The organism is Haloferula chungangensis, assembly GCF_042664875.1.
In the GTDB taxonomy this organism is placed as follows: domain Bacteria; phylum Verrucomicrobiota; class Verrucomicrobiia; order Verrucomicrobiales; family Akkermansiaceae; genus Haloferula; species Haloferula chungangensis.
The window spans coordinates 225,914-251,372 of the sequence record NZ_JBHTBS010000005.1 but is presented as its reverse complement, the minus strand read 5'-3'; the positions used below and the strand labels follow the sequence as shown (position 1 = coordinate 251,372).

At 59.6% G+C, this 25,459-nt stretch carries 14 protein-coding genes; 6 read left to right on the top strand and 8 right to left on the bottom strand.

Features of this window, described 5'->3' with window-relative positions:
• Nucleotides 1-43: 43 nt before the first annotated feature.
• From ACFQY0_RS11755 to ACFQY0_RS11745, 3 genes are all read right to left on the bottom strand, one after another.
• Complete coding sequence (locus ACFQY0_RS11755) at nucleotides 44-991, bottom strand: hypothetical protein (RefSeq protein ID WP_379712546.1); 948 nt, start codon at nucleotides 989-991, stop codon at nucleotides 44-46.
• The gene (locus ACFQY0_RS11750; protein ID WP_379712544.1) at nucleotides 978-7,964 is read right to left on the bottom strand and encodes a GH92 family glycosyl hydrolase; all 6,987 of its coding nucleotides are present in this window, start codon (nucleotides 7,962-7,964) and stop codon (nucleotides 978-980) included. The genes ACFQY0_RS11755 and ACFQY0_RS11750 overlap by 14 nt, the downstream gene beginning before the upstream one ends.
• Before the next feature lie 172 nt (nucleotides 7,965-8,136).
• Nucleotides 8,137-8,850 carry a PEP-CTERM sorting domain-containing protein gene (locus ACFQY0_RS11745; RefSeq protein ID WP_379712542.1) on the bottom strand — a complete coding sequence of 238 codons (714 nt, stop codon included), beginning with the start codon at nucleotides 8,848-8,850 and terminating at the stop codon, nucleotides 8,137-8,139.
• Between the two features lie 577 nt (nucleotides 8,851-9,427).
• Here ACFQY0_RS11745 and ACFQY0_RS11740 point away from each other — a divergent pair.
• Entirely contained in the window at nucleotides 9,428-11,401 is a 1,974-nt protein-coding gene (locus tag ACFQY0_RS11740; RefSeq protein ID WP_379712540.1) for a sensor histidine kinase, read from the top strand.
• A 9-nt stretch (nucleotides 11,402-11,410) separates the two neighbouring features.
• Nucleotides 11,411-12,058 carry a response regulator gene (locus ACFQY0_RS11735; protein WP_379712538.1) on the top strand — a complete coding sequence of 216 codons (648 nt, stop codon included), beginning with the start codon at nucleotides 11,411-11,413 and terminating at the stop codon, nucleotides 12,056-12,058.
• A 181-nt stretch (nucleotides 12,059-12,239) separates the two neighbouring features.
• Here the strand turns inward: ACFQY0_RS11735 and ACFQY0_RS11730 are convergent, their stop codons facing one another.
• Nucleotides 12,240-13,016: a PEP-CTERM sorting domain-containing protein gene (locus tag ACFQY0_RS11730; protein WP_379712536.1), complete on the bottom strand. Its 777-nt coding sequence runs from the start codon at nucleotides 13,014-13,016 to the stop codon at nucleotides 12,240-12,242.
• A 77-nt stretch (nucleotides 13,017-13,093) separates the two neighbouring features.
• Entirely contained in the window at nucleotides 13,094-16,621 is a 3,528-nt protein-coding gene (locus ACFQY0_RS11725) for a sulfatase-like hydrolase/transferase (protein ID WP_379712534.1), read from the bottom strand.
• A 282-nt stretch (nucleotides 16,622-16,903) separates the two neighbouring features.
• Between ACFQY0_RS11725 and ACFQY0_RS11720 the strand changes: the two genes are divergently transcribed.
• Both ACFQY0_RS11720 and ACFQY0_RS11715 read left to right on the top strand, forming a co-directional pair.
• Nucleotides 16,904-17,944, top strand: coding sequence for a hypothetical protein (locus ACFQY0_RS11720; RefSeq protein WP_379712532.1), 1,041 nt, complete (start codon nucleotides 16,904-16,906; stop codon nucleotides 17,942-17,944).
• A 288-nt stretch (nucleotides 17,945-18,232) separates the two neighbouring features.
• Entirely contained in the window at nucleotides 18,233-20,863 is a 2,631-nt protein-coding gene (locus ACFQY0_RS11715; protein ID WP_379712530.1) for a hypothetical protein, read from the top strand.
• A gap of 25 nt (nucleotides 20,864-20,888) precedes the next feature.
• On the opposite strand, the gene ACFQY0_RS11710 is transcribed toward ACFQY0_RS11715, so the two are convergent.
• On the bottom strand, nucleotides 20,889-22,310 hold the full coding sequence (locus ACFQY0_RS11710) for an aminotransferase-like domain-containing protein (RefSeq protein ID WP_379712528.1): 1,422 nt from the start codon (nucleotides 22,308-22,310) through the stop codon (nucleotides 20,889-20,891).
• A 157-nt stretch (nucleotides 22,311-22,467) separates the two neighbouring features.
• On the opposite strand from ACFQY0_RS11710, the gene ACFQY0_RS11705 reads away from it, so the two are divergent.
• Nucleotides 22,468-22,686: a hypothetical protein gene (locus tag ACFQY0_RS11705; protein ID WP_379712526.1), complete on the top strand. Its 219-nt coding sequence runs from the start codon at nucleotides 22,468-22,470 to the stop codon at nucleotides 22,684-22,686.
• On the opposite strand, the gene ACFQY0_RS11700 is transcribed toward ACFQY0_RS11705, so the two are convergent.
• Nucleotides 22,665-23,141, bottom strand: a complete 477-nt coding sequence (locus tag ACFQY0_RS11700; RefSeq protein WP_379712524.1) for a cupin domain-containing protein — start codon at nucleotides 23,139-23,141, stop codon at nucleotides 22,665-22,667. The two genes, ACFQY0_RS11705 and ACFQY0_RS11700, sit on opposite strands and share 22 nt — an antisense overlap.
• 15 nt (nucleotides 23,142-23,156) lie before the next feature.
• Entirely contained in the window at nucleotides 23,157-23,903 is a 747-nt protein-coding gene (locus ACFQY0_RS11695) for an SDR family oxidoreductase (protein WP_379712522.1), read from the bottom strand.
• Nucleotides 23,904-24,201: 298 nt separating this feature from the next.
• On the opposite strand from ACFQY0_RS11695, the gene ACFQY0_RS11690 reads away from it, so the two are divergent.
• A complete protein-coding gene (locus ACFQY0_RS11690; RefSeq protein WP_379712520.1) occupies nucleotides 24,202-25,428 on the top strand; it encodes an aspartate kinase in 1,227 nt (408 codons plus the stop codon).
• Nucleotides 25,429-25,459: the final 31 nt, after the last annotated feature.

Genomic DNA, 25,459 nt, shown 5'->3' with positions numbered 1-25,459 from the left:
ATGACGAGGCCCACTCAAGCTCGCCAATCGAGCCAACGACATTCTAGCCAGCAGTTCTCGATCCCACTGGGCCACACTCGTCCGCCTTTCTCGGGTTCTTCCACACTCGGATTTTCTTCCATCCCTTCACCGACTTCCTGCTCGCAACGAGCAACACGAGCAAGGTGAGTGGCACAAGACCATGGGGAAGCCGCACGATCGCCTCCGCGAGCCACGGATGCAACCCATAGTAGTCTTCCGCCGGAGTCCAGTGGCCGACGATCCGGGCGATCGCCGTCATGACACCCCACAGGGCCATGTAACCCAGCGCGGGAACCCGTAGCCATGGCAGAAGAATCAGGACCGGCAAGGCGAGATCCACCCAGCCCACCCATGCCAGCAAGGTCTTGGCCGTATCCGCATTGCAATGGAGAATGGCGATGCATAGGTTGATGTAATCGTTGGTGACGGGCACACCAAGGCCAATGGCATAGTGGCCGTGACCTACAAAGGTACACGACACCGCCAACCATGCTAACCCGCACCAAAGCATTCGCGGCAACCGACCGTAGCCCACGAGAAGCAACGGCGTCATCCACTGAAGGAAGTGTTCAAGAAACATCGGCAGCCGGTAGTCGGTCTCGACCCACGCTAGAAGCCAGTATGGAATCAGGAAAACCGCGCCACCAAGAACGACCCCCGAGGCCCATCGGTTCCTCGTCGGGCTGACAAAACAGGCCACCGCCGCGGCGGAAATAAACAACCACCCCATCGACTTCTGGGTCGAAAGGATCACCACCTCCGAATTGGCGGCATAGGTTTCCCAGTCCAAGCCCAGAAATCGAAACACCCCGACCTCAAGCCAGTCCTGATTCCAAAAGAACACGGACAGTGGGCCGTGGTTGGTGAGGTATAAAAATCCCCGCGCCGCGAACAGAAACACCGTCGCGACGCGGAGGATCCAGAGCGGGCCCGGTGGCCACTCAGGTTGGGGTTGATCAGTAGCCGACACGGACAAAGACTTTCTCAAGCAAGGCATTCGACCCGATCATCTCCAACTCTATCTCGACGTATCCGGAGCCGTCGGAGGTTTCGAGCGTGTAGTCGATGCCCTCCGCCATCTTGCGCCAACTGTTCAAGTCCTCGGTGATCCAGTACTCGACCTGGCTTGTGACGCCGATCCGCAGGCGATGCCTCAACAGCTTCTCGCCTTCGGAGCCGACGACAATATGTGGGTAGTGCTCGGTCGGCGAGGGTGACTCGACCGTCGAGGCATCCGTTCCAAAAACGTATTCGGTGTAGTTGTCCTTCCCGTCGCTGTCGAAGTCCGACTCAACATCCGAGTCAATCGGTGGCATCGATCCGAAGGTGTCCAGCTGATACTGAGCGTAGCTGAGGGGCGCGACCTCCCCGCGATTGACGACCAGACGGGTGCCTCCGGCGGCCTCCCACAACTCGATGCCCGCCGGCAGACTGAATTCGTCACCTTCCTCCAGCGCAAACGAGATCGACTCGTTGTCGACCTTCACCGAGAAAAGCTCGACGTAGTCCGGATAGACGTGAACCAAGTCGAAACCGTTGAAGCTTTCGGCGTCGGTCGTCCAATCCTTATTGTCGTCGGTCGAACGCAACGGCGCCCCCCAGCAACCCTCGCCGGTGTAGACGGTTCCGTTGACGACGTCGGTAATAAAGCCCTCATCGGATCCGGTCCCGGTTTCGGGGCGCAGCGGCGCGGTACGCTTCATGACGTGCGAGTCGGATTCGAAGACCAGGTCGAAGCGGTTGTCATAGAACAACTGAGCCCAGTTGCTGTATTCGGCGCTGCCTTCCGACTTACCCGAAGTGTGGGGGCGCATCGGCTTGTGGTAGCCGGCCATCAGGTGGGTGTAGGCATGCATGCCTCCGGCAGCGTCGAGATCGCCCTGCAGCCAGTCGGCCTGCGTCCCTTCGCCACTCTCGGAGTTGAGCACGTAATAGCGCAGCAGGCTTCCGCCGAAGTCGAGCGAGTAGTAATTACCGCTCGGGGCATTGAACAAGTCGACCAGCGTCCCATTGCCCCGCGACTCGTGATTTCCGCGGTGCGGAAGGATCGGATACATTCGCCCGTCCTCGCTGACGCTCTGCTCCCAGTCACTCAACCACTCGTCCCACTGAGTCGCATTGTCGGCGTCGATCATATCGCCGGTGAAGGCGACGAAGAGCGGCCGCAGCTTGGCAACCATACGGTTGGCCTTCTGGCGGGGCGTGCGGTTGTTGCGGGAGTCGCCGCCGGCAATGAAGGTGAAGGCCTGCGGGACCGCCGGGGCGGTGCGGAACCAGTAGCGGTCGCTGGTGCCGCTCTCGTCCACCAGCACGAAGTAGTAGACCGTGTCGGCCTGCAAGCCGCTGAGTGCGGCGAACTGCGTCGTGATCGAACCACTGCTCGAATAGGTGCGGGACACGTCGACCGACTTCGAGTGGGGATATAGTGAGTGGCTGCGCCCGAGGTCTTCGGGACCGTATTTCACAGTCGCAGCGGATCCCGATCCCTGCGTCCAAGCGACCGTGACCGTGCTGGTCGGATCATCGAGCCATATCAGGCGGATTTGCTCGGTGGCGGACGGATCTGGATCGTCCGGCGGGTTGCCATTTTCGTCGTTGACCTGGATGGTGAGTGTTGCGGTGTCGGTTCCGTCCTGGTTGTCGGTGACGGAAACCTCAAAGCTGCTGATGCCGATGTCCTCGACCAACGGAGTTCCGCTGAGCGTGCCATCCGCGGCAACCAAAAGCCATTCCGGGCCGGAAACCTTTGCATAGCTCATCGGGTCCGAGTCCGGATCACTGGCGGTTCCCATCAGACTTCCGGAATAGGGATGAGTCGCGGAAGCTAACGGTCCGATGATCGGGTCTTCGGCGAACCTCGGCGAACCTTCGGGAAGATGGACAAGCTCCAGATCGAGATCGAAACTGATGTCCGAACTACTGGTGCCGGAGTTATGCACCTCGACGGCAAGCACGTTGGATCCGTCCACAAACAGGGCGGTGTCGATCGCGATCCCGCTGTCAACCGTGTTTTCCGACCCGAGAGCCGAGCTGGTGGGCTCGTCGTAGGCGACCTCGCCGGAGGAAGGCATCAGGGAAGTCCTATGAATCTCCACACCGTTCAGATAGAGGATCGCTCCATCGTCGTAGAGCAGGTCGAACGTCGCCGTGTCGACACCCGACGCATCGTCGATGCGGAAACTACGCCGGAAATAGTAGGTGATGAGATTGCCTGACAATGCGGTCGACTCATCGCCGTCTCCGTAACCCAGCTGGCCCGATCCGCTCGCCCAGCTACTGTCGTCGAACGTTGCATCGCGCCAGGAGGTGCCCTGGTTCGATCCGTCGTCGAGGTATTTCCATACCGAGCCGTAGCCTGTCGGTTCCGACGGACCCGTGCCATGGACGTAGAGGTTGAGGATCGCAGTGTCGGATCCGTCCTTGTTGTCCGTGACGCCGACGACGAAGGCGTTTGCTCCGACATCGGAGGCCGAGGGCGTCCCGGAGAGGCCGCCCTCGGGGGCCACCTGGAGCCAAACGGGACCGGAAATCTTGGAGAAGGTCAGAGGGTCGGCATCGGGATCGGTCGCGCTGCCGGCCAGTGTGCCCGTATAGGTCACCGCCTCTTGGGCGTCGGCGCCGGCAATCGGATCTGAATCGAAGGACGGAGCACCCTCGGGTGAAGGATTGACCGCGGTCGCGATCACCGGTCCGGTGCCGCTGAAGGTGAAGTAGGCAGCCATGGTCGCAGCACTCACTCGTTCGCCTTCGACATAGATCGCACCATTCGAGGTGTCGGCCTGCTCGTCGAACTCGCTTCGGGAAGGAAGCACGAACTTTCCTCCGGCGCTCAGTCGCGCGTTGGTCTGCTCGATCTGCGAGTTGAGCGCATCGCCCCCGCCCTTGAGCCGGAAGGTGCTGGTGCCATCGACATGGATGTCCACCCCCACCGTGCACCACTGGGAGCTCCAGCTGGAACCATGAGTCAGGCGCAGGTTGGAGGGCAGATCGGTACCTTCATTCACCCCGGAAAGTCCACCGCTGGAGGGAGTCTGGCTGAAGGAGGCGTTATCGAGAGTCAGCGTGAACCCGTCGCCAAGCACCAGGTTTCCGCTGTAGGAACTGGTGATGTTCGCATTCGAAACCAAGAGATCGTCGAGCACGGTGCTTCCCGTCGGCCCCATGGTGGTGATCCATGAGTTCGAGAAGTCCCAGTTCGCGTCGTCATACCAACTCGAACCGTCTCCGTTCCCAGTCCAGACCACTCCGCCGGTGGCGCTCGGGTTGTTCACTTCGATGATCAGGACGGCGGTGGCGGAGCCATCATCGTCGGAGACCGACACCAGGAACTCATTGGTGCCACGGTCGTTCGCAGCAGGAGTTCCCGAAAGCGTTCCGTCAGTGCCCACATGCAGCCAGGAGGGACCCGCAGCTTTCGAGAAACTCAGCGTGTCCGCATCGGGATCGAACACGTAACCTGCGAGACTGCCACTATAGGCCACACCCGGTTCCGCATCCGCTTCGGTGATTGGATTCTCGCTGAAGCCGACGACATCGTTCGAATTGCAGGTAAGTGTGCAGGCGGTCACTTGAATAGAATCGGCGTCTAGCACATCGCCCGCCCTCAGGCCAACGCGGTCGAAGGTGAAACTGTCCGGACTCGAATCGGTTCCAGTGAACGATGCCAGGAACACACCGTCGGCGGGGCGCAGTAGCGAGGCCATGTAATCAAGCCCGCCATTCTCGTTGCGGGTCACGGACAGCAGCAGCTCGTAACTTCCATCGATGAAGTCCGGGGACGCGATGGCGTGTGAGGCCAACGCGGTGGCATCCGCGAAGTCATGCCATGGAGTGGCATTGCCCGCCGGCTTCTTCCAGAAGCGATGGGTTCCATCGGTATCAGTGGTATCGTTCGCAGCGGAAAGCCCGATCCACCCGCTTGTGTCCGCGCTGCCATTCGAATCGAAAAGTCCCCAGGAGAAGCGGCTGGCGGGTGCGCTCTGGCTCGTGGCTAGGCCGCTGAATTCGACCGTCGCCGACAGCGTGATCGAGTCCCGCTCACCATGAAGTGTGAAGGCAGGAAACTCCGAGGCAATCGCCGTGTTGTCGGCGTCATCGGCACCCGATCCCCATGTCGGCGAATCGGTATTGGCGCCGCTGATCTGCGGCGCGCCCAGTGAGGCGCTCCATTGCTCTGCAGCCACCACCAAGTCACCCTCAATGGGTGCGATGAAGTCGTTCGCCGTTCCCCAGCTGGACGGATTTGGTCCCATCACGAAGGCCAAGGTGGATCCCGCGAGGATATCCGAGTGATGGATGACCGGAACTTCGAGCGGTTGTCCGTCGAGCGTGGCGGACTGCACATAGAGATTCGGGCCACCGGCATTCTCGGCAGTGATGGTGAAGGTGTTGCCACCATCGACCGTGAACTGAAGCTCGGGCACCACCGGCCCGTGGAGGTAGTAGAAGTCCTCGCCCGCGCAGGGGAAAAATCCGGCGGTGGCGAAGAAATAGAGCGACGACATCGCACCAGAGTCTTCATCCCCTGGCAGCGAATAGTGCCCATAGAGTTGCCGCAGCTGGTCCGCCCAGTAGGAGGCGAGGTAGGGGCGGTTCGCATGGCAAAGCTGCCAGATGAACTGGAAGCAAACCTCATTGGTGAAATCCACATAGGCGTTGCTGCCTTGGTTCAGGGCGAACTCGAGACGCTCGATGTAGGTCGGACGACCACCCGCGAGTGCGATCATCGCGTTGCGCTCGTGCGGCACGTTAAAGGAGTAGTTCCAGGCCGTGCCCTGATAGAAACCACCATTACTGGCCGGAGCCGTGGTACTAAAGTTACCGTCGCTGGCACGGGCACGGATGAAACCGCGGAATCCGTCGCCACTGGCGGTTGAATCCCAGAGATTCCGCCAGCTCTGCGAACGTGTCAACAGAGCCTGGGCCTCGGTGGAGTGGCCAAGCGAATCAGCCACCTGCGCGGCACACCAGTCGCCATGAGCGAAGGCCAGGGTCGAGGAACCCGACTGCATGCGCCAGCCGTAGCCGTTGGTGCCGCCGTCCGTGGAAACGTAGCCGAGCGTCTTGTAGTGCTCGGTGCGGCGTCCGGTCGTGAACTCGAGAAGGTTCCAGACCTTCGGCCAATCGATGCCCGGAATGTCCTTGGCCAGTGCGTCGGCGATGATCTGCTCGACCTCATCGCCTCCCTGCCCGGCCTGGAAGTCCTCGCCCTGAATGAAGACCGACTCGGCACGACCATACTGGACGTAGCGCTCGGCGAAGGAGTTGACACTATCGGCGACCGAGTCGGGCCGGACGATCGCCAGCAAAGGAAACAACGTCTGCCAGGTATCCCACAGAGTGTACTGGTCATCGACGAATGGAGCATCGGTCCAACCGCGGTCGGCACTGCGATCGCGAGGCTGGATCAAGCTGTGGAATAGCGCGGTGTATAGCTTGCGACCCTCGGCATTACTGATTCCCGGAGCAGCCAACGGCGCGATCGCCTGCTCCCAGGCAGTCTTGGCCGCGGCTTCAAGCCCGACGAGGTCCCAGCCCGGAATCTCCCCATTCAAATGCGCCTCGGCCTGGGCCACCGAAACGAAGGACACGGCGATCTTGACCCGCACCGTCGAATTGCCGGTGGTATCGAACTTCATCCACCCACCGAGCCGTTGCCGGCTGGCGATCGATGCCGTTGCCACGCCTTCAAGCGCGGTCGAGCCAGTCCAGGTTCCGATCGAACTCGGGGCGGTATCGACCTTGGCGAAGAAATAAACCTCATAGGGGGCGGGGTTCCAGTTGCCGTCGAAGGTCCCGCCGCCACTGATCGTCGCATTGATCGGATCAATCGCCACCGAACCGCTTGTCATGCCGTCGGATCGACCCAACTTGCGTGCAACGTCAAAGTAGAGCCGGGCATCGTCACTGCTCGGGAACTCGAACTCGTAGATCGCGCTGTTGGCGGCCGGGACCACAGTGCATCCCGTGCTCCATGCACTAAGATCAGCACGATAGGAATAGGGCTTCGCCTCGACATTGGCAATGGGCGAAGCGTGATCGCTTTCGTCGATTCCCGCCCCCAACTGGGGCGAGATCAGGAAGTTCCCGAAAGACGGCTGACTTGCCCCCGCGCCCGAGGCGTGGAGTTGTGAGAAGCCGACCACATCGCTTCCTGAAACGTATCCCGAAGGCGCTACCGCAACGGTATCTGGGCTTGGGTAAATCGAGGACTGCGGCAGGCAGGCGCCAGGAACGCAGTACCCCCGGCCCTCGGCTCCGACCAGCGGATCGATCAGATCGATGGGATCCAGCGGGACTTCGGAACCGCCGACATCCTCGATCTGACTGAAGCTCAGGTTGTCGATTGCATGGCGCCCATTGGATCCATAACTCTCCGAGACGCGATTGAAACTCAAGGTGTAGGTTTCGCCCGAGGTGCCGGTGAAGTTCGGCGCGACGGTAACCAGATGGCTGTTATTCTGATTGTCCAGGGTCACCGTCTGACTCCAGACAACGGACGACAACACATTACGGAGTGTGAGCTCCCAGGTCGTCGATCCGGAAGTCTCCTCGGTATGCACGAAGTCGAACGAATCGAGAACCAACGCATAACCGGGATCGGCGGTAAAGGTGATCGTATGATTGCCGCTGTCGAGCTGCCCAATGCGCGGCACGCCGCCCTCGTTGTCCCAAGACCCTCCGCCAGCGGTCTTCGCTTCCAGGTCGTTGAACCAGGAACTGGTATGGATATCCCAGTCGCCATCCCATCCTAAAACGATGTTCGGAGTGGTGCCATTGGTCACCACATAGCCATTGCCGTCGGACGAGGCGCGGGATCCGAGCGTACCCGGAACCGCCGTATTGCTTCCGCCTAGCTGGCCGAAACCGATAATGGTGGCATGACTACCCGTACCCAAGGCGGCCATAATCCCGACCCCGAGAATCATGTCTTTGAATTTCATTTTGTTATCCTTTTATCAAACCCCTAACTCATCCAGACAACTCACCTGTACCAGACCCCATAAATCCAATCTGGAAGCCGTGAACGCCCCCCGGAATGTGAGAACCGGGACGCGGACACCTCGCCGGGGCGCCCCGAAAGAGAATGGAACGATGAGGAAACCCCTGAAGAAATCACCTCCGCCGGCGAAACAATCCCATGGCACCGAGACAGATCAGTAATGCCGAGGAAGGTTCAGGCACCGCCACTTGATTGAAGCTGAAGTTGTCGATCGCGTGACGACCGTTCGAGGCATAGCTGGAAGAGCTTCGCTCGAAGGTCAGGGTGTAGCTTTCACCATCAGCGCCGGTGAAGCCGGGCGAGACAGTCTGCAAACTCGAGGAGAATTCCGAGTTGTCCATGTTCAGCGTCTCACTCCAAACCACGTTCGTCAGCGAGTCGGTGAGCGAGAGATTCCAAACGGTCGTTCCGGAAGATTCCAACGTATGGACGAAATCGAAGCTATTGATTACTAAGGCAAAGCCTGGATCGGAGATCAGGCTGATCGTGTGAAGACCACCATCCAGCTGTCCGACCCGGGGCACGCCGCCTTCATTGTCCCAATCACCACCACCAACGGTGAAGTTTTCAAGATCGGTGAACCAGGTGCTGGTATGGATGTCCCAATTGGAGTCCCAACCTAGGGAAATGTTCGGAGTGGCGCCATTGTCCACGACGTAGCCACTACCATCGGCGACGGCTCGAGATGCAAGCGTCGAGGAAACCGTTGCATTGTTCCCACCCAGCTGACCGAAGCCAATAACGGTCGCGTCGCAGGCGGCGGATAGAGCAAGAAGCGGAAGAACGATGCAGGAAAGTGACCGCTTTGATGAGTGCAGGATATTCATGATGATGGAATGAGAATTTCTGTAGAGTTTGATCGATGCGTCGTGAGATCACTTCCGGTAAACGAGGGCTCCCGAGAGCTGATCCATTGACCTCGAGCGACGACCTCTGCCGATGGCAGGATCGTTGTTTCTAGCCACTAGGGTCGGGAGATCGCCTTCCCCTTCATAGCTAAGAGACCTCGTCCCAACAGACGTTGCGCCGCTCAATTGCGTGTGCTTCTATGGGGATCCCCTTCGCCCTCCAATCGCAGGTTGGTGACGAAACTTTCAAATTAGACCGGTTGCCACGAGCCCGCTACCACTGGCGCGAAGAGAGACTCGCAGGATCTGGTTGAGGCGAACAACGGAAGCCAACGAACCGAAACTCATCAAGGCCGACGCCCTCAGTGCCCTCGCGGAGGAACTCGCGAACAATCGGGGCCAGTCGGCCTTCCAGTCTGCCGATCTGCCCAGCCAGCGAGGGAGCAGCTGGCGACCGCCCTGTGAAGCTCTCATTTCGGTTCGACTCCGCTATCAGTACCTGAGGCTCATTTCCCTTCGCCTCCTAGTCTCGAGGTGTTAGCTAGGGGTCGACTTCGTGAATCTCACTTACCTCAGTTCAGGCTTCCGCTTGGCCCGTCAATATCGGGCACTGCACCTTTCTTTACTCCTCTTAGTTATACTTGGACTTCCTGCCGATGCACTCTTCAGCAGGGTCAACCAACTTCAGGATGAGATTCACCGACTTGAAGACGAAAAAACGTCCCTTCCCGGCCTCAGACTGAATCCCAGCCCGTGGACCCTTGGCTACCGGTCTTCATTTTCTGACAAAGTCGATGAAGTCGTCACCATCGAACTGCGCTTCATCACCGAAGCGACACTCGATCTGATCGCCCTCATCCCCTCGACCTATTCGCCGGATTCCCGCGATGTCGACCCGTTCGGCTTTCCCAAGCGATTCCTCATTGAATCGATTCGTCCGGACGGCGCTTTCGAGACCATCGTGGATCATCGTGAGAGTGACTATGAGGTCACCGGAATCGAGCCGCAACTGTTCCCTCTGGCTGCTCCGGTTCAAAGCTCGGGCATCCGGATTTCCGCCCTGCGGATGGGCGACAACCCTTCCTGGTGGCCGACCGCCCACGTCACCACCTTCAGCGAGGTCATGGCATTCAGCGGTGACTGGAATGCCGCCCTGGATGCCGAGGTCTCGGTGTCATCGGAAAGCAGATATGGCTATGTGTGGCATCGCAATTGTCTTGTGGATGGCTTCTCGCTCTTCTCTCCAGTGGATGGAAAGCTCCGCAATCCCTTCGACAATTTCTACTACACCTCCAACGAACTCACCCTTCTCTTCGACCTCGGATCAGAGCGAGAGGTTGACGAACTTCGGCTCTGGCCAGTCGTCCACTCCCTCCAGCACAATTTCCCCCAGGCGAGCGGCATCGGGTTTCCAAGTTTGATCCGCCTTGAGGTTACGGACTCTCCCGAGGCCATGGATTCCGTCGAGATCCACAGCACGGAAAGCAGCACCTCGAAACCGGGATCCAGCCCTTTGATGATTCGCTTCAGTCCCGTCAAAGGCCGCTACTTCCGCCTCCACCTTGAGGATCCGGTCGGGGAGTTCCGGACGGAGAGGGCGCATCGAATCGCCCTGAGCGAAATCGAGCTCCTCAAGCAGGGCGAACTCCTGAGTCGAAACATGCCCCCATTTCCTGAACTTGAAGGCGATGAAGCCCGTTCAAGGACGCTGCCACAGCTATCGACGCTCACGGACGGTCTCACCACCGAAGGGAAAATTCTGCCGCTTCGAACGTGGATTGAAGGTCTGGCGGAAAATGCCGAGTTATCCCGACGTCTGGTCAATCTGCATCAAGAACTGGTTTTCGCCCGACGCCAGGAACGGGAACGCTGGCTCTTTCTTGTGGTCCTTCTCGTTTGCCTGACACCCCTTCTCGTCGGGCTGGCCAAGCTGATGTCCAACCGACGCTGGAAAACCGTTAGAAACAAAATCGCAGGGGATCTGCATGATGAGATCGGCGCGAATGCGAGCTGCCTCGTCCACCTTACTGAACTCATCAAAGAAACCGTTCCGTCTCCGACCCACACCCAATCCCAACTTCTCGACGACGCTCTCGCCACCGCCCGCCTGACTTCCAGCGAAACCCGGAATTTCATCCAGCTTCTGGAAACCGAGAAAATGGGATTCGACGTTCGCTCCCAGATTCAGAACATGGCTCGGCAGATACTTGTCGGTCTGGATTATGACTGCCGGATCGACCGGAATGCCCGGTTGAGGAAACTCCCTCCCTCGCGCCAATGGGACCTCCTGCTATTCATCAAGGAAGCCCTCAACAACATCACCAAACACGCCCGGGCCAGCCATGCCGAGATTCACGTCGAACGCCGGAACCGGCGTGTCCGTTTGAGCATCACCGACAATGGCATCGGTCTGCGCGATCCGGATTCACCGCCACGTCATCTCAGTATCCGAGCGAAACGACTGAACGCCGAGATGCGTCTCGAAAACATGTCAGGGAAAGGAACTCGAATCCACCTTGAGCTCAACTAGACTGGAGATGTGGCAGGGAAGATTCGCATTCTGATCATCGAGGATAACCGGCAGTATACCGATTCCTTGAAGCACATGATTCGAATGTCCACGCATCTCGAATTTGTGGCCGCGTTTCCGAGCGCCGAATCCTACATCAATGAAGCCGCCGCCACAGCAGCCCTGAATTTTGATATCGTCCTCCTTGATGTTCATCTTCCAGAGAAAAACGGCCTGCAACTGATCCCCACACTTCAGGCAAATTCTCCGGCCTGCAATATCCTTGTTTTGACGCAGGACTCGGATTTCCGCACCACATTGGAAGCGGTCCGCCTCGGGGCATCGGGTTATCTCCTCAAGAGTGCCCCCATTGCCTCCATCCGAGAGACCATCGCTGAGATCCACGAAGGGGGATGCATCATCGACCCACAGCTATCACGCATCGTTCTCCGGGCCCTGGCGGGCAGTCCCAGCCAGGAAGACGACGGAGTCCTGAGCAGCAGAGAGCAGGAAGTCCTGAAACTCCTCTCGATGGGATATGTCAAGAAGGAGGTCGCCGAGCAGTTGGGAATCGGCTACCGAACCGTCGCCCAGCACACCGAAAACATTTATCAAAAGCTTCAGGTTCCGAACATTGCCGCCGCCGTCGCCGCCGCGATCCGGAAAGGAATCATCTAGATGACTCCAGCCCAAGCATCAGGATCCGCACGCTACACGGTCAAATTACGCAAAAGTGCCACCTCCCGGCTCATCTCGTTAGCGAAAGGTGGCTCCCGACAAGCCAGACCAACTGATTGATCCCCCATTCACTCCGGGATCAATCGGTCGGCAGGCCCAGGAAACTGGAGGTCAATGCGGATTACATGCTCCGACTTCTACTCCGGCGAAGCAGGAACCCACAGCCGACGATCGCCATGAGACTGGCCGCGGAGGGCTCGGGGACTACGACGTAGTCTGCACTGACGTCGTACACATGAATGTTCCCGGCAATACTGGTCGTGCCCCAAGTATAGAGCCGCACCTCACCCGAGGTGACATTGTCCGGAAGCTCGGCGCCATCGAAGAGTATCGTCGTCGCCCCGGCAATTCCATCGAGCGGCGTTTCGGGTGCTCCGACCAGATCCTCCACGGTGAATCCGTTTCCATCCGCATCAATGGCCAGCTGAAAGGTCGTGTCAGCCCCCGAACCATTCCGCCACAGACTTACGGCAACGGACTGCCACGAAAACCGTTCGGATGAGTTTGTCGTCGAATCAAGAGTGATGGAAAAGAACGCACCGTTGGAGAAGGCGCCCGTCGCCGCCGCGGCATTGCTCGAGCTTCGAACATTCCACTCCTCACCCGCATCATAGGAGCCGGTACTGTAGCCCGTCCGCCAATCCTGGATGTTGGTCGATACCGTAAGAGTCACGGTGCCATCATCATCCGAAACCGGAGCAGGCATGTTCGAGCCGATCGGCAGATTGTTCGAAGAATCGCCTCGTGTCGAATTGTCACCCCACTCCAAAGCGCTCTCTTCGGTTGAGTCGGCGAGGCGCCCTTCGATATCGATGGTGGCAGCGCCCGCTGTTTGGAGCGGCATCCCGATGGCGGCACCTGCCACCACAAGGAGAGCTGCATTTCTCCGATTCATCATTGGTTTTTCTACTTTCATATTCTCGTTGGTTTCTACTGGGTTATGATTTGGGATTCAGGGGGTTGCGAATGGATTCATTACTGGGCTTTCTTCGAAAGAATCACGGGCCTGCCGAACAGGCGGGGAATTCCGTCGGGATCAACTCCGGTTTCGAGGACCCAGCGGTTCATGGCCGAGTCAAGGGTATCGACCTCGATCGATACCTCTGAATCAGGATTCCATTCGACGAGTTGCTCGCTGAGCTCGATTCCAAATTCAGGGGTCCGGTCCCGGGGGACGAGGAATGAAAAGCGGAAGGTCAGTTCGTTCCCTTCTTCGGCGGGAACCACACTCCCGAAGGAGCGCTCGGCATCATAAGAGTCCGGGTTCAGTCCGAGCACCCATTCCCAGACATTGCTGTAGGAATCCCCATCGGCATTGTCTTCCGGCTGATCCTGCCCGGAAGTAAGTCCTTCTTCCTCAGCCCACTCCTCATAGCTCACTCCCGCAACGGCAATCTCCACCTCGTCGTAGACCTTGATCTCTCCGTCGTCCGCCTCGAGTTGAAAGCGGTAGTCGCCCGCGACCTCGAAATCAACGGATGTGGTGGGAGAAGAGGCGTCCGCAAACAGCGGATTCTCTGGACCCGAAATCATATGCCAAAGGGAGACGAGCGCAAAACCATCCGGCTGACCGTCGTCCTCGGCCGTCCCGCCAAGAACCAATTTCCCCCGAACTCCGATCGACTGATCGGCGCCGGCGGAAACGACCGGCCCGATGTTGCCTTCATAACCATTCGTGACGGTTACCTTGCCGGCCCCTCCGGCCAGATCAGTGATCTCGGCGGGGTTGAGTGCTCGGTTGAAAAAGGCAAACCAGGCGATCTGGCCGGTATAGGTTCCAAAGCTGCCGCTAAGCAGGTCGTTCCCACCGAGATGTTGCAAATCCGTCGTCTCGCTGCCGTTGTTGTGAACGATCGTGCCCAGACCCGACTGACTCGTGCCACACCAGTCGGACACGCTTGCGATCGCCTTGGTATCGGCGAGCGCCCCGTCGAGGTAGAGTCGCACTTCATCGCCGTCCAGATCGATGACCCCGACACAGTGCACGAAGCCGTCGTTCGCGGCCGTGGGCGCGAGGGTCGCCTCAGCGACGGCACCGTTCTGCGAATTCGAGCCTCCGTCATCGACGGCAAATCGGAGCTGGCTCCCGCTGAGAGTCAGCGAGGCCCCGATGTCGCCACCCGATTCCCATAGAACCTGCTGGGAAGCCACCGGCAGACTGTTCGGCTTGAACCAAACTTCCAAACTCGCGTTTCCGTTGCCATAGGCATCCAGATGACCGGAGCTGCCTCCATTCGGGATCGCGCCCCCCGGAAACTCATAGGCCGCATCGATGAACGCGAGTTGGGGTGCCGGGTCCGCGATCGTTTGTGCCACCCCTCCGTTTAGGGTCCAATCATCGGAGCCCTCGGCAATCTGGTTCTCCCACTTGCTGTCGCCGTCCAAATCCGCCGAGGCATCATGGAGCAGAGCCGGGGAAAATTGATACTCGGTCGTTGACTCCCCGCTCAGGTTCCCCACTCGGACGGTTACGGTCGCAGTAGCAAAACCCGCGGCGGTCGGGTGCTCGGCCTGAAAGCGGATCTTGTATTCGCCATCCTGAGAAAACACGACGCCGCTCACCCGAGACTGCGCATCACTGAAGGTGACATTTCCCGGACCCGAAACCTTTGACCATCCGAAAACCGAGCCCTCTGGATTTGTCACTCCGGCGACTTCCATCCTCCCTTCCGCCAGTAGCTTGACAGCATGGCCTTCGATCGCTGCCAGCTCTCCTTTCGGCCATACCAGGTCAACCTGTGCCGAGGCGGCTGCCTCATCGTCTTTCTCGAAAACATAGATCTTCCTGACCGCTTCGATGTCGTCAGTGCTCACTCGGAAAACCCCTCCGGAATGCTCGTCATCGTCATCCTGCGCGGAGGTGAAAGTGACCGACTGAGGCGACGACCAGTTGGTCGAATCGAACGTCAAACTCGCCCCAGCGGAGACACTCAGATCGCTGTCGCCGCTGAAGCGAGCCACAGAAACTTCCACAGCCTTGCCGGGATCAGCCGACAAGCTCAGCTCGACGCCAGCCATCCCTCCCTCAGGGACGGAAATATCGTTCTCCGATACGAGAACCTCGTAAGATGTGAAGGTTCCGAGCGAGTTCTTTTCATTCGCGATGGACGTGTTGATCGCGTCCGTTTCGCTAGCGAGATCCGCGGCTACCGCGCTCTGACTGCCCGCGACATTTGTCGACTCCTGGATATCATCTGTTAGATTGAAGAGACTCCCCTGCCGCAGTTTCCATTCGTCCTTCAGGACCGCGCCAACGCTGCCGTCATCCGCGAAAAGTGCGTAGGCCGATCGGGGATTGTTCCACCCGTCCTGCCCCCTCCAAAGCCCAGCCAGATCAACGCCGTCGATGCTTCGATCCTGCGGCAACTCGCCTCCCGCGAGCCCGACAAAAGTCGGAAGCAGATCCACCAGGCCCGTGACTTCGTCTGAGGTTCCACCGCTGGCGATCTTCCCTGGCCAGCGGACAAAGAAGGGCACCCGGCACCCCCCTTCCCATGTCGTTCCCTTTCCGTCGCGGAGTGGATAGGCTGATCCTACCGACGAACTGGCCAGGTCCATGCCGGACAGACGCGTCCATGGGCCGTTGTCCGAGGTGAATACCACCAGCGTGTCGTCCGCAATGCCCAGATCCTCAAGCTTGTCCAGCACCCGCCCGACGCTGTGGTCGACCTCCTTGACGACGTCATAGTAATAACTCACACCACTGGTTCCCTGAAACTTCGGCCAGGTCGTCCCATCCGCATTTTGATACTCCTCGTCGGACGGCCAGGTTGGCCGGTGGGTCATGGTGTGGGCGAAGTAGAGAAAAAATGGTTGCTTGTCTCCTGATGCTCGTTCGATGAAATCCAGTGCCGCCTCCGTGTAGCGCCAGGTAATCTGCGCCTGCTCACCCGCGGAATCGAAGTCGGCCTGCTCGATCTGTTCGTTGCGGATCAGATGGAAGCTGTTCATGTCGTTGCTGTGCGGTGTCCCGAAAAACTCGTGGAAGCCCTGCCGCACCGGCATCATCTGATAGGGGTTGTGCTTGCTCGGGTTGTATCCCAAGTGCCATTTCCCGACCATCGCGGTCGCATAACCTTGCTGCCGCAGCAGTTCTGGCAAGGTCACCTCCGTCGTGCTCATCCCGGTACTGTGGTTGGGATAAAAAACCGCGCTCACTCCGGTCCGCGAATCATAGCGCCCGGTCAACAGCGAAGCGCGGGCCGCCGAACAGCGGGAGGAGGCGTAGAAGCGAGTCATCAGCAGTCCCTCAGTGGCCAGCGAATCAATTCTCGGAGTCAATCCGTAAGCCTCATTGGGTGCAGGCAGGTTGGAGTTACTCCCCCCGGGTTTCGGACTGGGACCGGAGACGGGATACTGATTCGGCGGGGCAGGATAGGTCTGTACGCCGATATCGTTGTACCCCAGATCATCCATGAAAATCAGGACAATGTTGGGTGATTTCGCCGCAGCGGTGACGGCGCAGAATGCCGTAGCCGCCAAGAAGGCTGCAGATTTCGTCATGTGGGTTTTTCTAATGAAAGGGGTGGTTCACCGGCAGAGATCGAAGACGGGGGGAGAAGTCGACGATCCCAAACACCCCAGATAAACCTAGAAGACCCACCGGTAGCTATCGGTCATTTGACCGATCCCCTCCGGCTCCTGCGACATTGTCGGCCGCATTACGGGACTGAGAGAACCCACCAGGCGAAGCACCGGCTTTCAGACACTTTGTTTCTCCGGACCAGGCGGATTCCCAATCTCCGCTCGACACCACGCCGTTCTCAGACTCCGATCGCTCCGATCATGGATTCCTACGAAAAACGCCGCAAGGAACTCGAGGCCGCCAATCGACCGCTACTCCACGCGTTTCACGAGCATCTGTTCAAGAAACGCGTCGGAAAGAAGAAGTCCGCCGACCACGTCGACAATCTTGCCTTCTTCGCCAACGAATACCTCCTCAACTACGAGGAGCTGCCGCTGGCGGAGAACTACGACGGCATCAACTTCTTCCTCGGTGACTGGTTCATCCGCAAGTGCGCTTGGGCGAACGAGGCCTCGCTGGCCGAATACATCGACACCTTCCGGAAATTCTACGATTTCCTCCATCTCGACGGCCGGATCGACCAAGCCCGCCACCAGGAGCTTCACCAGCTGATCGATGATTCCAAGGCCACCTGGCTGCGCCATCTCCGCCGCTACAACGACCCAAGCATCGATATTGAAGACGTGTGGGACGATGGCGAGTTCGACGAGCCCGAGGAAACCGAACCCCGTGGTGCGCGGCATTTCGTGATTATGCTCAGCGGTCGTGCTGCGAAGCATTTCAAGGTTCGCACCCAGACTCTGCCGAAGACCGACGAGCTGGATGAGGAGAGCCATTGGATGGATTGCTGGCGTTGCGAGTTGATCGCCGAACACCGCCCTTCGAAGACCGTCTATTTTCTCCTCACCAACGCCGAGACCCTGTTCTCGATGGTCATCCCGAACAGCGACCGGCGGATCGAATCCCTCGTCTCCTACCTTTCCCAACTGCTCGCCAGAGAAGTGGCACGGCTCCGCCCGGACATCCAGCTGCAGGAAGGCGGCACCTTCCGCATCGTCCGCGGCCAGCCCCGCAGCCTGATCGGCAGCCAGAACGAATTGCTCCGCTTCACGCTTGATCTTTTCAATACACCCAACCCGTCGCTGGAAACCATCCACAAGAAACTAAATCATCTCCCGATGCTCACCCTTGAGAGCATCTTCCCGGATGATGCCTTCAAGAAGCAGCTCGAAGCCGAGCCGCCAACCGCGCCTTCCCCGTCGATGAAGATCATTCCCTTTCCCCCTCCCGCAGCGAACTGATCGTCGAGCAGTCGTTTGAGGAGCGACACGACGTCACCACGAATCCATCGACGCGTCTCCAAGCTCGCTCTCGTCGGACTGGCGGCAATGCCTCCCCCATTCACGAAACATGTGAAAGCACTTTCCGTCGGAGTTAACTCAACCACCGACTCTCCTATCAGATTGAATTTTTCGCACGCGCCAGTCATCACAATGGACCGCGCCCCCTTCATGGCATAACCCCTCGGCACTGCCTATTGCCACTCATTTCGACTTGTCATCCCAAAAGACATGTGGTGAATCCAGCCTATGCGCCAATTCCCCCTGCTCTTGGTCGTTTCCGCATTTTCCCTCCTCACCCCGTCCGTCCATGGGATCGTTTCTGGGTCCGACGTCGCCGGATCAGTCGGCCCAGGAGATTGGACTGACTCCTACACCATTGAAGTATCGGCAGGTGCCGTGATTCGAGCAGCTGTAGGAGAAGTCTCCGACACCGATTTTGATCCTGCCGTCGAAATCCTATCTCCGACGGGCGCGGCCCTGGCCTCCAGTTACAGCAATTCGACAGGCACCAGTGCTTATGTTGCATCCGCTCCCGTGTCGGGGACCTACACGATTGTTGTCTCCGACTATTCAAGCAACGAAGCGGGCAATTACAACCTCTCCGTTTTCGCCGGCGCCGCGACTCAAAGCTCCGTCCACGACAACTATCTGAACGCGAGCAGCGGCAGCGATTTCACAGGGAAAATTGATGTCGGCGAACTCGATATCCTGACGATCGAGGTACCCGCCGGCGCGGTCATCAACGCAGCGGTCGGGGAATCAACCGATACGGGATTCGACCCTTCCATCGAGATCATATCTCCGACTGGCGGATCCCTTGGCTACAGCTACAGCAACTCTACAGGGACCAATGCCTACGTGGCATCAGCTCCGGTTTCAGGCACCTACGCGATCGTCGTCTCCGACCAATCCAGCAACGAGTCTGGCCACTATCACCTATCTGTGGTCGCGGGGGCATCAAGCCAGAGCAGCGATCATGACAACTTTCTCGAGGTCACCAGCGGCAGTGATTTTTCCGGCCGCATCGAACGTGGCGATCTTGACGTTCTAACCATCCACGCTCCGGCCGGAGCTGTCATCAATGCGGCCTTCGGGGAAGCCGTCGACACCATTTTCGACCCGGCGGTCCAGATCATTTCGCCCACGGGCGCCTCACTCGATCACAGCTACAGCACCTCCACTGGCACCAATGCCTACGTGGCATCGACTCCGGTTTCAGGTCTCTACACGATCATTGTCTCGGATAATGGCTGCAACGATCCCGGCGATTACCAGCTGTCCGTGGTCGTTGGCTCCGTAGCTCAGAGCGCCTCTCACGACAACTTCCTCGCCGCCACCAGCGGCAGTGACTTCACGGGCAGAATCGAGCGGGGAGAACTTGACGTCCTGACCATCACGGCTCCCGCTGGTGCCGTCATCAATGCCTCCATTGGCGAAGCGACAGAAACCATCTTCGACCCCGCCATTCAGATCATTTCCCCGACAGGGGCATCGCTCAACTACAGCTACAGTACCTCCACAGGCACCAACGCCTACGTCGCGTCGGCTCCAATTTCGGGCCTCTACACGATCATTGTTTCGGACAACGGATGCAATGAACCCGGCGACTACCATCTCTCCGTTGCCGTCGGAGGCGTCGCCCAGAGCGACTCCCATGATAACTTTCTCGACGTCACCAGCGGCAGTGACTTCTCCGGCAGGATCGAGCGGGGTGAGCTTGACGTCCTGACGATCACGGCTCCCGCAGGAGCCGTCCTCAACGCGGCCGTTGGCGAAGCGACAGATACCATCTTCGACCCCGCCGTTCAGATTCTATCTCCCACAGGAGCGGCGCTCGACTATCGTTACAGCACGTCCACGGGAACCAATGCCTATGTTGCATCGGCTCCGGTTTCCGGAACCTATACCATCATTGTTTCGGACGACGGCTGCAACGAGCCTGGCGAATACAATCTTTCCGTTGTCGTCGGCTCCGTGACCCAGAGTGACTCGCACGACAATTTCCTCGATGTAACCAGCGGCAGCGATCTATGCGGTCGGATCGAGCGGGGAGAGTTTGATGTGGTGACCATCGATGCTCCGGCCGGGGCCGTCATCCGTGCGGGAATCGGCGAGGCTGTCGACACGAGCTTCGATCCGGCAGTCCAGATTCTCTCCCCTGCGGGAGCGTCGCTTGGCTACAATTACACGACCTCTTCGGGAACTGCCGCCTACGTCGCTTCGGCGCCTGCTTCCGGAAGATATGCGATTGTGATTTCAGACGACGGCTGCAACGACCCTGGTGACTATCTGCTCTCCGTGGTGGTCGGCGGGACGGCGGAGCTTTCCGCAGGAGACAATACCTCGATCTCCAATGGCGAAACCCATTCGGGTGCCTTGCAGACTGGAGAGTCAGACGCCCATGCTTTTGGCGGGATGGCCGGCGAGGTGATCCAGATTACCCTGGCCGACACCCGCTCCGGCAATTTTTCTCCCGAGATGGAACTTCTCTCGCCTGCCGGAAACTCGCTGGGTATCCGCAGTCATGGCACCCATTCGTTCACGCTTCCTGCCACGGGCAACTATTTCCTGATCGTCTATGACTCCGGACATAACGCCGCCGGCAACTATCAGGTGTCCGCCAGCGGGTTCACCGGAAATCTCACGATCCGTTTCGTTTCCCCCAATGATCGCCTGCCCAAGCTTCACATTGGCCGTCTCCCTAACGGCTCGATCGAGGTTTGGTGGTCGGCCACGTATTCGGGTTGGACCCTTCAGAAAGCAGCCAGCCTGGATGAGTCGGCCTTCACCGATCAGACTTCCGAAATCGCCGACGACCGCTGGCGCCACGTCGTTCCCCATCCCAGCGGACGACAATTCTTCCGCCTAACACGCTGACCCCTCGTCCTTTCCCAACCGGAGCTCAGGACCGGCATTCGGCGGCGAGACGGCCGAGGGTCCGCACGGCGTCGGCGGAACGCTTGCTCCAGAGTTCGCCGCAGCTGAGGCGAAGGCAGTGCTTCAGCCCGCAGGTCGCGGAAAAGATCGGTCCGGGAATCAGACTGATGCCCTGATTGAGGGCGGCGGCGGCGAGTTTTTCCGAATCATGCCCCTCGGGAAGTTCCACCCATAAGACGAATCCCCCTCGCGGTTGGTTGATGCGGGTGCCGGCCGGAAACTCCGCAAGCACGGCTTCGCGCATGCGCGCGCAGGATTCCCCGAAGATGCCGCCGACGCGGCGCAGGTGGCGTTCAGCACCACCACCGGAGAAATATTCGGCGACGACCAGCTCGGAAAGCGCCGAGGAGGACAGGTAGTGGACCGACTTGAGACGGCGGAGTTCGGTACGGAAGCGCCGCGATATCACCCAGCCAATCCGCAGACCCGGAGCGAGCCATTTGGAAACCGATCCGCAATGGATTACCCGATCGTCTCGGTCGAAGTGGGTCAGGGCGCTCGGCCGCGGCCCCGCGTGGCAGAGTTCGCCGTAGAGATCGTCTTCGATGATCACGAAGTCCTCGCGCACCGCGAGCTCGATGAGCTGTTTTTTCGCAGCATCGCTCATGCAGGATCCCAGCGGATTCTGAAAGCTTGGCTGCACGATGCAAACGGCGATCTTGTAGGCACTTGAAAGCTCTTCGAGAGCATCGAGACGGATGCCCTGCTGCGCGTCCATGGGGATCTCGACCACGTTCAGGCCGAGGTCCTTGAGGAGGTGGAGGATTCCGAAATAGGTGGGCGTCTCCACCGCCACCACGTCGCCCGGCCGGGTCACCGCACGCACCGCCAGGGCGAGCGCTTCGGTGGCGCCGTGGGTGGTGACGATATCATCGGGGTCAGCATGCATTCCCGCCTTGAGCAGGCGCCGCGAGATCGCCGTCCTCAACTCCCGCCGACCGGGAGCCATCGAGTAGCGGTAGACCGCCGCGCCATGACGGCGGATCAGCGAGTTCGTGAGCGTATTGAGACGCTTGTGGGGAACAATCTCATCGCCCGGCACCGCCGCGCCGAAGGAGACGATCTTGCGGTCGGATACCGCCTCCATCACGGCCTGGAAGATCTCCGGGCATTGCACGGGGATTGGCTTGCGGGATTGCTCGGCCGGCTTTGGAAGCTGGCCGTCGCGCACCACCGGTGGCCTGACAAAATAGCCGGAGCGGGCCCGCGACTCGATCAACCCGAGGTCCTCGAGCCGGCCATAGGCTTCCATCGCCGTGGTGATGCTCACACCCTGTTCGCGGCTCAAACGTCGCACCGAGGGCAGCTTGCTGCCGGTGGTGAACGTTCCGGCCTGGATCAGACCATTCATCCGGTCGGCGAGTTCCTGATAAAGGGGCGTGCTCATGCTGGTTTGAAAGACTTCCACCAAGGCCATGCGATGGGACAGGGGCAGATTCACGGGTGGGCTTGCAGTACAGATTCGCAAATTTGATTTGTTATGCAAACAGATCGATCAGACTGCATCTGTTTTTCCGTGGCAACCTGGCTTTGACTCCATCGACATGAAGACACAACGCGACCTGATGCCGATGGCCTGCGCATCGACCGACTGGCGGGATCAGCAAGAAACCCACCCGATGCCGCGATGGAAGGAACTTCTTCGCCGTTACTGGAGCACTCCCATGGGCTGCGAGATCAGCGCCCGCTGGATGACGGAGGAAAACCTGCGGGAACGCACCACTCCTGCCGCCCGCAGGAATCAATCGCCAACCTCAAAGTAGTCCGCCTGATCTCCGCTGAGGGTGACTCGTTCGGGTTTGAGAAAATACTTCTTCGTTTCCGGGTAGTGACAGATATCGGCGCGGGGCTGGTCGCTGACCACCAGATACTCGAGGTCGGATGGACCCGTATTTTCGATCCGATGCGCTTCACCCGGCGCGGCGAACACGATGTCACCGGCCCGGAGCGTCTGCGGATCCCCTTCGCCATGCAGCAGACCGGTTCCCGAAAACACGAGGTAGAATTCACTCTGCGCCGAGTGCCGATGAAGCGGGAAGTTCGATTTCCCCGGAGGTAACTTCGCCAACTCCACATCGAAGGGATGCCCCCCACCCCATTCGCCCACGTCCTTCACTCCACCAACCGCCAGGCTAAGGTGCTTGCGGATGAGTTGATACTTCCCCGCAGGCGACTGCCAGCAATCCTCGGGAACCGAATCGATGTGTGCCTTCTTCATGATGCCAGTTTACGGTCATTTTCCCCCGGCAATGTCGATGATCGCCCCGGTGGTGTACGAGGCTTCTTCGGAAATCAGCCAGAGGATCGCCGTGGCAACTTCCTCTGGTCGCCCGCCGCGCCTCATCGGAATGAGCGGCGTGAGACGTTCGATGCGCCCCGGTTCACCGCCAGCCGCATGAATCGCCGTATGGATGAAGGCGGGCCTCACGGCATTGACCCGGATGCCTTCCGCAGCCACCTCGGCGGCTAACCCGATGGTGAGGGTATCCATCGCGCCCTTGCTGGCGGCGTAATCAACGTATTCTCCGGCGGCACCCAGACGCGCAGCAGCGGAGGAGACATTGACGATGGAACCGCCCGCACCTCCCTGCGTCAGAGACATCCTCCTCGCGGCCTGAATGCAGCAGAGGAAGGAGCCGATGACATTGGTTTGGAAAACCCGAGAGAGTCGGCCTGCGTCCATATCGACCACCCGGCACTGCTTCTCCAAAACACCGGCATTGTTGACCAGCGCCCCCAGGGGGCCAAGCTCGCGCTCGACAGCATCGAACAACCGGTCCACATCGGCGGAAACGCTGACATCCGCCTGGACCGCCACGGCCGAGCCTCCAGTCTGTCGGATTTCCTCAACGAGGGCCGTCGCGTCCGCCTCGCTGCGACGGTAGTTGATGGCAACCGCGTGGCCCCTCGCCGCAGCCAGACGTGCCGTGGCGGCGCCGATACCCGTAGCGCCGCCTGTGATGAGAATCGGAGATTTCATAGCAAGTGATGGGAGTCCACTCGATCATATCGAACGGGAGAGCGGAAGGTACAGACCGGGCGTTTTCCCCAGTCAGGGAGGCGGAGATGTAGGAGAAAAGTCCCATCCATCGGCGACGGGCCGATGGCGGGGACGGGTGACAAGCAGCGATTCCATCCTTGCTCGCTGAGGTCGGGTGGATTGCCCGGCCCATCGCCGGGCAATTCGAGCCTTTGCCCGTGAGGATTTCGACTCCGCCGCAAGGACGCATCCCGTTCTTGCCAAGCGCCTCACTCTCTCCTTCACTCCCGCCCCCGACATGGCCCTCATTGTCCAAAAATACGGCGGAACCTCCGTCGGCACCATCGATCGCATGCGCAACGTCGCCGCGCGCATGAAACGCACCCGCGACGACGGCAACCAGGTGGTCGCCGTCGTTTCCGCCATGTCGGGAATCACCGACAAGCTCATTGGCATGGCCAAGGAGTTCGGAGACTCTCCCGCCGAACGCGAACTCGACGTGCTTCTCGCCACCGGTGAGCAGCAGTCGATCGCTCTGGTATCCATGGCTCTTCACGAACTCGGCGTGAAAGCTCTTTCCGTCACCGGTCGCCAGGCCGGCATCCGCACCAGCGGCAGCCACACCCGCGGACGCATTGAGGACATCGACCCCGCCTTCATGAAGAAGTCGCTCGACGAAGGGAATTCCCTCGTCGTCGCCGGTTTCCAGGGCTGCACGCTCGACGGGATGGTCCACACTCTCGGGCGTGGCGGCTCCGACCTCACCGCCATCGCCGTCGCGGCGGCCATCAAGGCCGATGTTTGCCAGATCCTTACCGACGTCGATGGCGTCTACACCTGCGACCCGCGCGTGGTGAAGAACGCCCGCAAGCTGCCTGAAATTTCCTATGACGAAATGCTGGAGCTCGCCTCATCCGGGGCGAAGATCATGCAATCGCGTTCCGTCGAATTCGCCAAAAAATACGGAGTTGTTTTCGAAGTCCGTTCCTCACTCAATGATAATCCGGGCACCATGGTGCTCGAAGAACACCCTGCTATGGAAAACGTCGTCATCCGCGGAGTCTCGATCGAGCGCTCCCAAGCCCGCGTCACCATCACCAACATCCCGGACGAACCCGGCATGTCCGGCAAGATCCTCGGCGCGCTCGCCGATGCCGAAATCAACATCGACATGATCTTGTCCAACACCGCCAGTGATGGACTCGCGCGTCACTCGTTCACCATGCACTCGAACGACCTCGGCCGTGCCCAGGCCGCGCTCAAACCAGTCCTCGCCGACATCAGCGAGGGCGCCAAGGTCGAGACCGAAGCCGGGATCGCCAAGCTTTCCTGTGTCGGCATCGGCATGCGTTCCCACTCGGGCGTCGCCGCGACCATGTTCAAGGCTCTCGGAGCCCAGGACATCAACATCGGCATGATCTCCACCTCGGAAATCAAGATCGCCGTCACCGTTGACGAGACCCGCATCGAAGACGCCGCCCGTGCCGTTCACGATGCCTTCCACCTCGACCAGGCACCCGCCTGAGTAACGCTTTGCTGAGCCCTCGGTGCCCCGA